Raw genomic sequence first — 12,881 nt, forward strand, 5'->3', positions numbered from 1 at the left:
TAACCCTAGTCGGCGGCACCGACATTTTCGGGCGTCCCGCCGCCGAGCCCGCGAACCAGTTCACGGAACTCCAAAAGGGTGATCGCGCCCGCCGGTTCGGTCTCCGCGGTCTCGACACGCCGTAGTCGTTCGGCGGCCAGACGTTCACCCAATGTGGCGTCGAGGGGCAGGAACGTCATGGTCAGCCGCGTGGCCTCGTCGAGGTCCCGGAACCCGGGGTGGAAGACGGCGACGTCGACGACGTCCTCGTCCACCTGCGCGACGACCCGGACATCGGCCAGCGAGATCCGGTGCTCGCCGAGGTTGACGGTGACCTCGGTCGGATCGGGCACCGGCGGGACCGAGTCGTGGTACTCCCAGATGGCGTCGTCCGGCGGCGCGGCGGCCCGCCACGCGTCGGTGAACGGCCGCACTTCGGGGTCCTCCTGGCCGGTCACGACCAGGGCGTAGATCGACCGACGACCACGTTCGAGCGAGAAGTGCAGCCGGGGGTGCAGCGCCTCGACCAGCTGGCAGAGCTCGTGTTCGACCCGGTGCGGCTCGCCCTCGCCGAGTGCCGCGCTGACCATCGGAAGCAGGTCGTACCAGCCTTGCCAGAACGTCTCCGCGGCGACGGCCGGGTCCGCCGGCACGTGCTGCTCCGGCCACGCGGTGCGCGGGTCGGGCGGATCGGCGGCAGAGCTCTTGCGGCGGAACAGGCGCATGGCTATCGGTGGTCCTCGTTCGGTCGGCTTCCCCGCCACGCTACTTGGCGTGCCGCGCCGACGTCGGCGAGTTGCCGGAAATCCGTCACCAACGTTCTGGCGGCTCCACGAAGGCCTTGCCCAGCTCACGGGACAGCGCGAGAGCCCGGCGCATCCAGTCCGGCGTCGCGCCGGCAAGACCGCAGGCGGGGGTCGGCACGGCGCGTTCGGCCAGGACGCTTTCGTTGAACCCGAGCCGGCTCGCCAGCCGGAACGGCGCTTCGCCGACATCCTTCAGGCTCACCGGAGTGGCGGGGGCGGTGGTCGGGATCGCGCCCATGAACAGCGTCGCGCCGCCGTCCCACACCTCGCCGATCTCGTCGAGGAACGCGGCGGACACGCCGTCGAGCACCCGGAGGTCGAACGCCAAGGCGTCCGCGCCGGCCTCGCGCAGCAGACCGAGCGGCGGTTCCGCGGCGCAGCAGTGCACGATCACCGGCTGGTCGGTGATCGTGCGCGCGCCTTCGATGACGGTGGCGAGCAGATCACGGGCCTCGGGTTCCGGCACCGCCGCGACGTTCCCGTAGCCGGACGGCGTCGACAGCCCGCCGGTCAGCACCGTGGGCAGCGACGGCTCGTCGAACTGGACGACCACGGGAGCACCGATCCTGGACCGGACCTCCGCGACGTGTTCCGCGAGGCCGTCGAGCAGGGACGACGTGAAGTCCCGCAGGGCGCCGCGGTCCGTGAGCACCCGGTGGCCGCGGGGCAGCTCGATCCCGGCGCCGAGCGTCCACGGCCCGGCGAGCTGGACCTTGAAGACCGGTGGCGTGACCCCGGCCTTCTCCTTGGCCTCCTGCAGCGCGTCCAGATCCCAGCGAAGCAGGTCGACGGCCCGCCGGTGTTCGTGCCCCGGCCGGGCAGTGACGCGGTAGCCGCTCGGCACGACCTCGACGGCCAGGTCGACCAGCAGCGCCGCCGTCCGCCCGAGCATGTCCGCCCCGACGCCGCGGGCCGGCAACTCCGGCAGGTGCGGGAAGTCCGGCAGCTCGCCGAACACGACCGCCGCCGCTTCCGCGGGGTCCGTGCCGGGCATCGAGCCGATCGCCGTCGCGGCACCGCTGGGCCAAGCTTGTTTGCTCACAACCCCGGATTCTGGTCGACCACCGGCCACCGACACCGACCGGGCCACCGGACCGCACTCCACGGAGGCGGACATACGCCGCATTTCCCGTTACGTGGTCCGTGGGCGCGTCCGCGCGGATAGGCTGCCCGGTCATGACGAGTTCGCCACCGCAACCGGGCTGGTATCCCGACGCGCGGGACCCGCGGCTGCACCGCTGGTGGGACGGTCAGGCCTGGACCGCCAACACGCGTCCGGCCCACCAGGTCCCGCCGAGCGACTCCGAGCCGATCGAGCTGGACATCGAACGCGCCCACGACCCGTCGCGGATCCAGAACCAGGTCAGTCGCGCCACCCGCAGCCGCGGCAGCGCGCGCAACGGCGGTGGGACGTTGTTCACCGAGCCGGTCCTGGTGGTGAACCAGCGCGCCAAGCTGATCGAGATGGCCAACGAGTTCGGCGTCTTCGATCAGAACGGCACCCGGATCGGCGGAGTCGTCGAGGTCGGCCAGAGCACGTTGAAGAAGGCGATCCGGCTCCTGACCAACTACGACCAGTTCCTGACCCACAAGTTCGAGGTCCGCGACGCCAGCCACAGCACGGTGCTGAAGGTGACGCGGCCGGCCAAGGTGTTCAAGTCCCGATTCCTCGTCACCCGGGCCGACGAGTCGCCGATCGGCGAGATCGTCCAGGAGAACGTGTTCGGGAAGATCCGTTTCGGCTTCGTCGTCGACGGCCGTTCGGTCGGCGGGATCTTCGCCGAGAACTGGCGCGCCTGGAACTTCTCCATCCGGGACCACACCGGCACCGAGGTCGCCCGGGTGACCAAGACGTGGGGTGGCTTCATCAAGGCCGCCTTCACCACGGCCGACAACTACGTGGTCGAGATCCCTCACCCATTGCCGGATCCGCTGGCCAGCATGGTGGTCGCCGCGGCCCTCACGATCGACACCGCTCTGAAGCAGGACACCGACTGACCTAGTGACCGGCGTCTCATCTCCTCCAGGTGGACAGCGGGCCAGGCACGGCACAGGGTGAAGAAAAGGCCGGGACGCCGGAGTCTCGCCGGGACGGAGGTCACCGTGGAACCGTTGCCGGAAAGCAGCGACCGGAACTGGACCGAACCCGGGATCTACGAGGTGTCGGCGGGCGTCTACCGGATCCCGTTGCCGCTGCCCAACGACGGCCTGCGCGCGGTGAACGTCTACGCAGTCACAGACGGCACGAAGCTGGTCCTGGTCGACTCCGGCTGGGCGCTGGACGTGGCCCGTCAGCGGCTGACTGACGCCCTCGGCGGGATCGGCGCCGAGCTCGCCGACGTCAGCGAGTTCCTCGTGACCCACGTCCATCGCGACCACTACTCGCAGGCGGTCGTGCTCCGCCGTGAGTTCGGTTCGAAGATCGCGCTCGGCCAAGACGAAGAGCCGTCACTGAAGGTTTCGGGCAACTCTGAACGGTTGCCGATGGAAGCCCAGGTCGACCTCCTGTTCAAGGCGGGCGCCGGCGAGGTCGTCGAAGCGCTGGGACACGAGTTCGGCACGAACCGGCGCCACAGGGAAGCCGATCTGTGGGAAGCGCCCGACGAGTGGCTGACACCAGGACGCCGATCGATCATGCCGGGACGCGACTTCGACATCGTCGCCACTCCGGGACACACGAGCGGACACCTCGTCTTCGTCGACGACGCGGCCGACCTGTTGTTCTCCGGCGACCACGTACTGCCGCACATCACACCGTCCATCGGCTTCCAGCCGGTGCCGGCCGAATTGCCCCTGAACGACTTCATGGATTCGCTGCGCCTGGTGCGTTCCATGCCTGACCGTCGCATGCTTCCCGCCCATGGTCCGGTGTCGGAGAGCGTGCACACCCGTGTAGACGAACTCTTGGAACACCACCGTGAACGCCTCGAGACCATGGGCGGGCAGATCGCTGCCGGCGCGAGCACCGTGTTCGAGGCCGCTAACCGAGTCGGCTGGACCCGTCGAAAGCGCAAGCTGTCCGAAATGGACTCGTTCAACCGGATGCTCGCCGTCCTGGAAACCGCGGCACATCTCGACCTGCTGGTTTCGCAAGGCAAACTGACCGCGCAGGTCGTCGACGGAGTCCTGCACTACTCGGTGACCTGAGGGCTTCCTGCATACTGGGTGCAATGGATGTCATCAGACGTGCCAGGGCAACGGACATCGCGGCGCTCGAGCGCCTGTTCGGCGCACCGGGCGGACCGCTGGCAACCACACTCCGCGACCTCACGAGCACCCCGCACGTCACGCTGGTCGTAGCTGAGGACGACAACGGCGTCGTCGGCACCGCGCAACTGACGGTAATGCGTGGCTTGGCCTGGGACGGGGCATCGCGTGGCCTGCTGGAAGGTATCCGCGCTGCCCGGCGAGGCGTGACCAGCGCGCTGCTGAGCTGGGGTGTCGACGAAGCTCGCCGACGTGGGTGCACCCGGCTCCACCTGGACTCCGGCCTCGCGCGCGCCGATCTGCGAGAGTTCTACGCGCGTTTCGGATTCGAACACAGTTATCAAGGGTTCACTCGCGCGCTGTGATACTGGCGCCGTGACCGACTACACCATCCGCAAAGCACGGCGTGACGACGTCGAAGCGATAGTGCACATGCTGGCGGACGACCAGCTCGGCGCGACCCGTGACGACCCCGCCGATCTAGCCCCGTACCTGCAGGCGTTCGACGTTATCGACGCGGACCCGAACCAGCTCCTGGTCGTGGTCGTGGCCGACGACGAGACTGTCGGAACCCTGCAGTTGACCATCATTCCCGGCCTGGCGAGGCGTGGCGCACTTCGCGGTCAAATCGAGGCCGTACGGGTCCGGGCCGATCATCGGGGTTCCGGCCTCGGCGCCGACCTCCTTCGGTGGGCGATCGACGAGTCACGGCGGCGCGGGTGCGCCCTTGTACAACTCACGTCGGACACCTCCAGAACGCAGGCGCACCGGTTCTACGAGCGCCTCGGTTTCGAGCCGAGCCACACCGGATTCAAGCTGAAGCTCTGAACGACCGGCCGACTCGAACATCCACATAGGACCATTCACGGTCATCACTCCCCTTGGATCTGTCACTGCATAGGTCCGCACAAACCGACCATTCCTGAATAAGTCTCGGCGAGTCAAGCCATGGAGGGCACGAACGGACCGTTCGTGCCCTCCGCCGCAATTTTGCCGAAAACTGCCGTACGGTCGCGCTCATGTCATCTTCGCGATCACTCCGCAAACTCGACCCCGCGACCAATTCCCGGAACACTCACGGCAAGCTTCCCTTCATGTTGCAGACCGTCCGCGCGAGCCCGGATACGTTGCAGCGCATGCAAGACGACCAGGTCGTCGAGTTGATACGCGACACCGATGCCGAAATCTCCAAGCTCCAGGCACTTCAACTGAGAGCGATCGCGGACCTCAGCGTGCGCCGGAGACGGGCACCCAGCACAGCTTCGGAAGTGGCCTTGGCCCTGTCCATAACGGAACACCGCGCCGGTGCCATTGTTTCCGCGGCCAACGCGCTGATCGCCCGGCTTCCGCGCATGCTCAACCTCATGGACGACGGCAGGCTGGACCTCTATCGCGCCATGAAGGTCACGGACGCCACCGCCTGGGTTTCCGGTGACTACGTGCGCATCGTCGACGAAGCGCTCGAAGATCGGGTTCCCGGACGGAACGCCACCCAGGTCCGTCGGGCGGCCGCGTACGCCGCCGCAAAGGCCGACCCGGAAGGTGCCGCGAGTCGGACCGAGCAGAAGCTCCTCGAACGACGGTTCAGCCTGCACCACCAAGACACCGCCGTGACCCACCTGTCGATCAACAATGCTCCGACCGAGAAGGCAACCGCCGTCTATACCCGCATCGACCAGGCTGCTCGCGCCCTGAAGACGCCCGAAGAAGCGCGAACACTGGACCAGCTCCGAGCCGATGTCGCGCTGGATCTGCTCCTGAGCGGCACGGGTGGGCCGAGCGCACGAACCGAGGTGTTCTTGCACGTCGACCTGGCCACCTATCTGAGCCTGAACGATCTCCCGGTGACTTTGGCCGGCCGCGGTCCGATTGCACCTGCGGTCGCCCGCAGCATCATCAGCGGGCCCGACACGACGTTGCGACGAGTTCTCACCGACCCGCGTACCGGCCAGGTGGTCGAGCTCTCGCCGAAGCGATATCCGCTCGACTCGGCACACGACGAGTTCATCCGCGTCCGAGACCAGGAGTGCCGACAGCCTGGGTGCACGCGGCCCGCCCAGAGTTGCGGGATCGAGCCGACTCGAGCGTCAGGCGGGACCGAGGCAGTCGTGCACCAGCCGGTCACCTTCTGCTCCCGCCACCGTAAGCTGAAGAACCAGCCTGGGTGGGCTTACGAGGTCACTCCTGACGGGACCGTGAACGTTGCGACGCCGACCGGCGGGGTTCGTTCTACAACACCACCATCAATGCATCCGATCCGGCGACGAGCGCACCGGTCCTCGAAGAAGCCTCGGAAATGACGAGGTCAGCGAGTGCCCGAGATCTTCGCGCTGCCCAGCACGATATCGCCGCCGTCAGAATCCGGTCGGTAGAGCACGACGACCTGCCCTGGAGCGACCCCACGTAACGGTTCTCGTAGCCGCACAGTCATGGTGTCCGAGTCCACTTCGGCGACCGCATTGACGATTCCGCCGTGAGCCCGAACCTGGACCACGCACTCAGTCGGCTCCGTCAGCGGATGGCCACTCGGCCAGATCGCCCGGTCGGCGTCGATCACGTTGATCCCGAGGCTGGCCACGGAGCCGACCTTGACGGAGCCGGACACCGGCTCCAGGGACAGGACGTAGCGAGGACGCCCGTCCGGTGCCGGGGCTTCGATACCGAGACCCTTGCGCTGCCCGACAGTGAATCCGTGCACACCGGTGTGCTGACCGAGCACTGCACCGGTTTCCGCGTCGACGAGCTCGCCCGGACGCTGCCCCAGCCGGTTCTCCAGAAACTTCTTGGTGTCGCCGTCAGGGATGAAGCAGATGTCGTGGCTGTCCGGCTTGTTCGCGACGGACAACCCCCGCTGCTCGGCCTCTGCTCGCACCTCGGTCTTCCAGGAGTCGCCGAGCGGGAACATCGCGTGACTGAGCTGCTCCGAGGTAAGGGAGGCGAGCACGTAGGACTGGTCCTTGCCACTGTCCGCACTACGGCGCAACTCGGGCACACCGTCAACTACGGACAGGCGCGCGTAGTGGCCGGTCGCGACCGCGTCGAAGCCGAGTGCCATTGCCTTTTCGAGGAGAGCCTCGAACTTGATCTTCTCGTTGCAGGTGACACAGGGATTCGGCGTTCGGCCGGCGGCATATTCGTCGACGAAAGTCTCCACGACTTCTTCGGTGAACCGCTCGGCGAAATCCCAAATGTAAAAGGGGATACCGAGAATGTCAGCTGCTCGCCGGGCATCGTGCGAGTCTTCGATCGTGCAACACCCGCGCGAACCAGTGCGCAGAGTGCCAGGTTTCGCCGACAGCGCCAGGTGCACGCCGACGACATCGTGCCCGGCATCAACCGCGCGCGCCGCGGCGACTGCCGAATCCACTCCTCCGCTCATCGCGGCCAAAACCCGCATTGCCTTACACCTCTTGCTTCTGGGTCTGCTTGCGCATTCCGGCGAGTCCGGCCTGTCTCGCGCGTGTGACGATACCGCCGATCTCGGCTGCAACCGCCTCGACGTCAGCGGCGGTGGACGTGTGGCCGAGAGAGAATCTGAGCGAGCCACGAGCGGCCGCTGGGTCCGCGCCCATTGCGAGGAGTACGTGACTCGGCTGGGCGACGCCCGCGGTGCACGCCGATCCTGTCGAGCATTCGATGCCCTTGGCGTCGAGCAGCATCAGCAGGCTGTCGCCGGCGCATCCGGGGAACGTGAAATGGACGTGGCTGGGGAGCCGCTCGCACTCTCCGCCATTGAGAACGGCGTCGGGCACCTCGCGTTGAATCGCTCCGATGAGCTCGTCGCGCAGTTCCTCGACGCGCTTCGCGTATTCGGTCCGAGTGGAGATGCTGGACTGGACCGCGGCCGCAAACCCGACGATCGCCGGGACGTCCAGGGTGCCGGAGCGGACGCTGCGTTCCTGGCCGCCACCGTGCAACAGAGGTACGCAGGTCACGTCACGGCCGAGAAGGAGAGCTCCCACGCCGAACGGTCCGCCGAGCTTGTGGCCGGTCAACGTGAGCGCCGCTGCGCCGCTGGCGGCGAAGTCGACCGGGACAGCGCCGACGGCCTGGACCGCATCCGTGTGCAGCGGGATGTCGAACTCGGCACAGACGGCGGCCAACTCGGCGATCGGGTTGATCGTGCCGACCTCGTTGTTGGCCCACATCACCGTCGCCAGCGCGACGCTTTCTGGATCCGAGGCGATCGCGGCACGCAGAACCTCAGGCGACACGCGGCCCTGGCCGTCCACGTCCAGCAAGGTGATCTCGGCGTCGCAGCGGGCTTCGAGCCACTCGACGGTGTCGAGCACCGCGTGGTGTTCGGCAGCGCCGCACAAGATGCGGCGGCGCTGCTTCTGCTCGTCGTGACGAGCCCAGTAGATGCCCTTGAGCGCGAGGTTGTCGCTCTCGGTGCCACCGCCGGTGAAGATCACTTCCGAAGGGCGCGCACCCAAGGCATCGGCGATGGTCTCTCGAGCTTCCTCGACCATCCGTCGGGCTCGGCGACCCGAGGAATGCAGCGCTGAGGCGTTGCCCACGGTGGACAGCGCCTCGGTCATCGCCGCTATGGCTTCGGGCAACATCGGAGTGGTCGCCGCGTGGTCGAGATAGGTCATCGCCCCTTCAGAGTAGTCCGCTCCAGCGCGTGACGAAGCGCACCCTGACCCTCGAAGTGGCCTGTCACACCTTCGACGGCCAACGTCTGGTCAGCCGCACGCCCAAGAGGGCGAGCGCTATCAAGGCGACTGTGAGCAGGGCCATCGCGGGCGACGGGTCGAGAACGGAGCCCACAACACCGAGCAAGACGCCACCCAGACCGATGAGCAGTGCCGAGCCGACCCAGTCTGCGAGCTGCATCGCCGAGGTGTTGAACCCGCGTTCACCCTCGGGCGAGTAGCGAAGCAGGAGGACCGAGATCGCAGGCATCGCTATCCCCATTCCCGCGCCGCCGACCGCGCAGGCCACGAACGCCGTCCAACCTGGGCACCAGGGCTGCGAGACCAGGAGGAAGCAGACCAGGCCGGCCGCCACGAGCCAGAATCCGGTGCGCAGGGATGCTTCCCTCGACCAGTTGAGGTAACGGCCCTGGGCGGCAGATGCTGCGGACCACCCCAGTGCCGTGATCGTCAAAGGCAGGCCGGCTAGGGCCGGGCTGTAACCGTGGACTGCGCTCATCGTCAGAGGTAGGTAGGCCTCCATTCCGGCATACGCGCCTGCGATCAATGCCCGGGAGGCGACGACTGTGGGGAGGCCTCGGCGGGAGGTCAGTGTCCCCACCGGGAGCAATTTTCGGAGGGCGTAGCCGAGGGCAATCAGCCCGGCCGTGCCATAGCCGAGTGCGAGGAGTGACTGGTGCTGTGCGGCCCAGGTCAGTGCGGCGATGCCCGACGCGGCGATGATCGCCTGGACCACGCCTGCGCGGGGGCCGCCGGTGGCGGGGACGTGCGCGGGCAGGCGGCGGACGACCACCAGCAACATGGCCACGCCCACGATCACGAGCGGAACCAGGCCGAGGAAGACCCAGCGCCAGCCGACGCTGACTGTCAGGACGCCGGCTACAGACGGGCCGATGACCGCAGGCAAGACCCAGGCGGCGGCGTTCGCGGCGTAGATCACCGGGCGTTCGTGGTCGGTGAACGTCAACGCGATCAGGAGCGAGACCGAGACCAGGAGCAGTCCCGAGCCGAAGCCCTGCAAAGCGCGGCCGAGCAGGAGTGTCGGCATGCCTGTCGCCGTTCCCGCGACGAGCAGGCCGGCGGCGAACAATGCCGGGCCTGCGAGCAGGGCCGGCGCTGGGCCGCGGCGGTCGCCGATGCGGCCCGACAGGACTGTGGCAACGACGCTGGAGATCAGGAAGATCGTGAACGGCCACGAGTACAGCGACAGGCCGTGCAGGTCGGCGACCAGGGTCGGCATCGCCGTCGCGACGCCCATGTTCTCGAAGGCGACCAAGGTGACCACGAGCAGCAGCGCGATCGTCGTCAGCCGGTGTTCCGCGCTCCAGAGCACACTGCGGCGGACGGGCACGAGGTCGATGGCCGAGGTCATGATCAGCAGCGTGCAACCTCCAGCGCGCTGGAGGTCAAGCCGGTTTCAGGCGGTGTGGCGCGTCGCCGGCTCCAGGCGCAGGTCGCGTGCCAGGGCGGCGGCCGCGCCACGGGAGCTCACGTCCAGCTTGTCGAGGATGTTGCGGACATGGAACTTCACCGTGTGCTCGCTGAGCTGCAGCTGCTCGGCGATCTGCCGGTTGCGCAGGCCCTGGGAGATTCCCGACAAGACCTCGATCTCGCGTGGGTTGAGCCGGTCGAGCGGACGCAGTTCGGGCGGTTCGGCGACGCCGAGGGGCAGGACGGCGGTGACCGTCGTCCCCCAGCCCGGAACGGCGTCGACCTCCCAGTGGCCGCCCAGGGTGGTGAGCCGTTCCGTCAGGCCGCCCGCCGGGACAGCCGCGGCGACGTCGGGGCTGTCGTCGCGGACCGTGATGCGGACGACCGAGCCGTCCAGGCGCCAGGACGCCCGTAGGCGCGTGGTCGCCGGGCGGTCCAGGGCGGTGAGCACCAGGCCGCGGGTCAACGTCCGGGCCGTGTGGGCGATGTCCTGCGCGAGCGAGCCCTCGCCGACCGGGCTGACCAGGTCGACTTCGACGTCCGTGTGCCTTACCAGGTCGGCCAGCTGGTTCTTGAGCACGGCGAACGCCGCGCCCGCCGGTTCGGCGGACAGGGCTTGGTCGCGGTCGACGACACCCTTGAGCTCGAGCAGGGCGTCGGCGGCGAGGTCGACTGCCGTCCGGCGGGCGGCGGCGTCGGGGAGGCGGCTGGACCTGAGCACCGCTAGGAGGGTCGACAGGGCTGTCGCGTGGGTCTGGCCGAGGTCGGTGATCGCCTGGGCCCGCGCGGTGGCGGCGGCGAGGTTGCTGGCCAGGACCTCCGGACCCGGGTCGGTCGCGCGCTGGCCGGCGTCCGTGCTGAGGATGTGCCACAGCCGGGCGGCCAGCTCCAGCTCGGCGGCCGGTGGCTCCGGCGACGAGGGCACCACGGCGAGCACCGCGCCCTTCCCGACCGGTGGCGACGACGCGAGCAGGACGAGACGGCGTTCGACGCCGCCCAGGACGCCGTCGACGACCAGGGCCGTGCCCGGCTCGCTGCGGTCGACCAGCCGCTGCAGCTCGACGCTCGTCACCGCCTGGGCGATCGCCGGGTCGCCGACGACCTTGAGCGGGCTGCGCGGGCAGTCGCCCGTCTGCATCGCCGCGGCGCGGTGCGGGACCAGCTTCCCCAGCTCGATCGAGAACTGGGTCAGCAGCCGGGGGCGCGGCGCCGACAACAGCCGTTCGACGACGTCGAGCACGTGTCGCGGATCCGACCAGGAAGCGTCCATGGCTCCAACGTAGGCGTGCTCGCGCGTCGGCGGCCTGCTCGTCCGGCTAGTGAACACTGCTCGTCCGAGCGGTTCGGCGCGCCCGCCGGGCGAGTTGACTCGGAGGCGAGGACATTCGAGCATCGAAGGTCCCGAATCGAGGAGCGCAGACGACACCATGCGAGCTATCACCTTCGCCGAGTACGGCGGGCCGGACGTCCTGAAGCTGTCCGAGGTTCCGGTGCCGGAGCCCGGTCCCGGGCAGGTGCGGCTGGCCGTGCGGGCCGCCGGGATCAACCCGATCGACTGGAAGATCCGCGGCGGCGGAATGGCGCAGAACTTCCCGACCGCCTTCCCTCACACCCCTGGGCTCGAGGTCGCCGGGGTCGTCGACGCCGTCGGGGAGGGCGCCGGTCTCTCAGTGGGCGACGAGGTCTTCGGCTGGTCCGAGACCGGCGCCTACGCCGAATACGCCCTGGGGAAAACGCTTGCGCCGAAGCCCGCGGGACTCTCGTGGGCCGATGCCGCGGCGCTGCCCGTCGCCGGTGAGACGTCCCTTCGCGTCCTGAACCTGCTCGAGATCCGCGAAGGCGAGACGCTGCTCATCCACGGCGCCAGCGGCACGGTGGGCCGGTTCGCGGCGCAGGTCGCCGTCGCGAAGGGGCTGACCGTCATCGGCACCGGCGGCAGCCGGAGCCTCGACGACCTGAAGTCCCTCGGCGTCATCCCGGTCCTTTACGGCGACGGCTGGCTGGAGCGGGTCCGCGAGGCCGCGCCGGGCTCGGTCGACGCCGTTTTCGACACGTCCGGGCACGGCGTCCTGCCGGGCTCGGTCGAGCTGCGGGGCTCGCAGGACCGGATCATCACGATCGCCGACGCCGCGGCGTTCGAGCTGGGGCTGACGTTCTCCAGCGGCGGTGAGCAGTCGCGTGAGGTCCTGGAGGGGATCGCCGGTTGGGTAACCGACCGCGGGGTGACCATCGCGCACGGCAAGAGCTACCCGCTCGCCGAAGCGGCCGCCGCCCAGACGGAGAGCGAAGGCGGACACCCCGGCGGGAAGCTGACGCTCACCGTCGGCTGATCACGGACGGGCCTGTCGCCGACGATCGGCAACGCGGAGCAGGCCTGCCGCCGGCCTTCGGCAATACGCGGAACGGGCCTGTTGCCGGCAATCGGCGACAGGCCCGTTCGCGAGCCGATCCGGGTCTGTCGCCGGATCGCGGCGACAGGCCCGGATCACTTCGCGGGAGGCGAAGCCAGGGAAGGCCTGGCCTGGTCGGCCACGACCTGGGTCGGCACAGTCTGGATGGCCCCGGCGCGGGGAAGCACCACGTCAGGCGGTGTGGTCACACCTCGGGGAGCCGCTGATCCGACGACGTGGCCGCCCCCCGGCGAGCCGGCGGCTCGGACGGCGTAGCCACAACCCCGCGAGCCACCGACTCGGACGGCGCGGCCACAACCCCGGAAGCCACCAGTTCGGACGGCGCGGCCACAACCCCGCGAGCCACCGGCTCGCACGTCATGGCCACAGCCCGGGAAGCCACCAGTTCG

Annotated in this window: 12 protein-coding genes; 6 read left to right on the forward strand and 6 right to left on the reverse strand. The window is 68.8% G+C overall.

Annotation, left to right across the window (positions count from 1 at the left end; genetic code table 11):
• Positions 1–5: 5 nt before the first annotated feature.
• Positions 6–704, reverse strand: coding sequence for a hypothetical protein (locus ACLJQZ_RS19110; protein ID WP_410621328.1), 699 nt, complete (start codon positions 702–704; stop codon positions 6–8).
• A gap of 85 nt (positions 705–789) precedes the next feature.
• Positions 790–1,827: a methionine synthase gene (locus tag ACLJQZ_RS19115; protein WP_410621329.1), complete on the reverse strand. Its 1,038-nt coding sequence runs from the start codon at positions 1,825–1,827 to the stop codon at positions 790–792.
• A 134-nt stretch (positions 1,828–1,961) separates the two neighbouring features.
• Here ACLJQZ_RS19115 and ACLJQZ_RS19120 point away from each other — a divergent pair, with 134 nt between their 5' ends.
• The 5 genes from ACLJQZ_RS19120 to ACLJQZ_RS19140 all read left to right on the forward strand — a co-directional run bounded on the left by ACLJQZ_RS19120 (position 1,962) and on the right by ACLJQZ_RS19140 (position 6,292).
• The gene (locus ACLJQZ_RS19120) at positions 1,962–2,783 is read left to right on the forward strand and encodes a phospholipid scramblase-related protein (protein ID WP_410621330.1); all 822 of its coding nucleotides are present in this window, start codon (positions 1,962–1,964) and stop codon (positions 2,781–2,783) included.
• Between the two features lie 105 nt (positions 2,784–2,888).
• Positions 2,889–3,932 (forward strand): MBL fold metallo-hydrolase, encoded by a 1,044-nt coding sequence (locus tag ACLJQZ_RS19125; protein WP_410621331.1) that lies wholly within the window; start codon positions 2,889–2,891, stop codon positions 3,930–3,932.
• A gap of 23 nt (positions 3,933–3,955) precedes the next feature.
• The gene (locus ACLJQZ_RS19130) at positions 3,956–4,357 is read left to right on the forward strand and encodes a GNAT family N-acetyltransferase (RefSeq protein ID WP_410621332.1); all 402 of its coding nucleotides are present in this window, start codon (positions 3,956–3,958) and stop codon (positions 4,355–4,357) included.
• 10 nt (positions 4,358–4,367) lie between these two features.
• A complete protein-coding gene (locus ACLJQZ_RS19135; protein ID WP_410621333.1) occupies positions 4,368–4,820 on the forward strand; it encodes a GNAT family N-acetyltransferase in 453 nt (150 codons plus the stop codon).
• Between the two features lie 266 nt (positions 4,821–5,086).
• Complete coding sequence (locus tag ACLJQZ_RS19140; protein ID WP_410621334.1) at positions 5,087–6,292, forward strand: DUF222 domain-containing protein; 1,206 nt, start codon at positions 5,087–5,089, stop codon at positions 6,290–6,292.
• 5 nt (positions 6,293–6,297) lie between these two features.
• Here the strand turns inward: ACLJQZ_RS19140 and mnmA are convergent, their stop codons facing one another.
• The 4 genes from mnmA to ACLJQZ_RS19160 all read right to left on the reverse strand — a co-directional run bounded on the left by mnmA (position 6,298) and on the right by ACLJQZ_RS19160 (position 11,351).
• The gene (gene mnmA / locus ACLJQZ_RS19145) at positions 6,298–7,389 is read right to left on the reverse strand and encodes a tRNA 2-thiouridine(34) synthase MnmA (protein ID WP_410621335.1); all 1,092 of its coding nucleotides are present in this window, start codon (positions 7,387–7,389) and stop codon (positions 6,298–6,300) included.
• Positions 7,390–7,393: 4 nt separating this feature from the next.
• Complete coding sequence (locus ACLJQZ_RS19150; RefSeq protein WP_410621336.1) at positions 7,394–8,590, reverse strand: cysteine desulfurase family protein; 1,197 nt, start codon at positions 8,588–8,590, stop codon at positions 7,394–7,396.
• A gap of 64 nt (positions 8,591–8,654) precedes the next feature.
• Entirely contained in the window at positions 8,655–10,022 is a 1,368-nt protein-coding gene (locus tag ACLJQZ_RS19155) for an MFS transporter (protein WP_410621337.1), read from the reverse strand.
• Between the two features lie 45 nt (positions 10,023–10,067).
• Positions 10,068–11,351: a LuxR C-terminal-related transcriptional regulator gene (locus ACLJQZ_RS19160; protein ID WP_410621338.1), complete on the reverse strand. Its 1,284-nt coding sequence runs from the start codon at positions 11,349–11,351 to the stop codon at positions 10,068–10,070.
• Between the two features lie 157 nt (positions 11,352–11,508).
• Here ACLJQZ_RS19160 and ACLJQZ_RS19165 point away from each other — a divergent pair, with 157 nt between their 5' ends.
• Complete coding sequence (locus ACLJQZ_RS19165) at positions 11,509–12,411, forward strand: NADP-dependent oxidoreductase (RefSeq protein WP_410621339.1); 903 nt, start codon at positions 11,509–11,511, stop codon at positions 12,409–12,411.
• Positions 12,412–12,881 lie beyond the last annotated feature (470 nt).

Origin of the sequence: Amycolatopsis sp. cmx-8-4 (genome assembly GCF_046548675.1) — a bacterium.
Taxonomy (GTDB): Bacteria; Actinomycetota; Actinomycetes; order Mycobacteriales; family Pseudonocardiaceae; genus Amycolatopsis.

Bases quoted from the DNA above. Each gene is read 5' to 3' on its own strand.
- ACLJQZ_RS19110 (WP_410621328.1), bottom strand. From the start codon at position 704: ATGCGCCTGTTCCGCCGCAAGAGCTCTGCCGCCGATCCGCCCGACCCG.
- ACLJQZ_RS19120 (WP_410621330.1), top strand. From the start codon at position 1,962: ATGACGAGTTCGCCACCGCAACCGGGCTGGTATCCCGACGCGCGGGAC.
- ACLJQZ_RS19130 (WP_410621332.1), top strand. From the start codon at position 3,956: ATGGATGTCATCAGACGTGCCAGGGCAACGGACATCGCGGCGCTCGAG.
- ACLJQZ_RS19140 (WP_410621334.1), top strand. From the start codon at position 5,087: ATGTTGCAGACCGTCCGCGCGAGCCCGGATACGTTGCAGCGCATGCAA.
- mnmA (WP_410621335.1), bottom strand. From the start codon at position 7,389: ATGCGGGTTTTGGCCGCGATGAGCGGAGGAGTGGATTCGGCAGTCGCC.
- ACLJQZ_RS19150 (WP_410621336.1), bottom strand. From the start codon at position 8,590: ATGACCTATCTCGACCACGCGGCGACCACTCCGATGTTGCCCGAAGCC.
- ACLJQZ_RS19155 (WP_410621337.1), bottom strand. From the start codon at position 10,022: ATGACCTCGGCCATCGACCTCGTGCCCGTCCGCCGCAGTGTGCTCTGG.
- ACLJQZ_RS19160 (WP_410621338.1), bottom strand. From the start codon at position 11,351: ATGGACGCTTCCTGGTCGGATCCGCGACACGTGCTCGACGTCGTCGAA.
- ACLJQZ_RS19165 (WP_410621339.1), top strand. From the start codon at position 11,509: ATGCGAGCTATCACCTTCGCCGAGTACGGCGGGCCGGACGTCCTGAAG.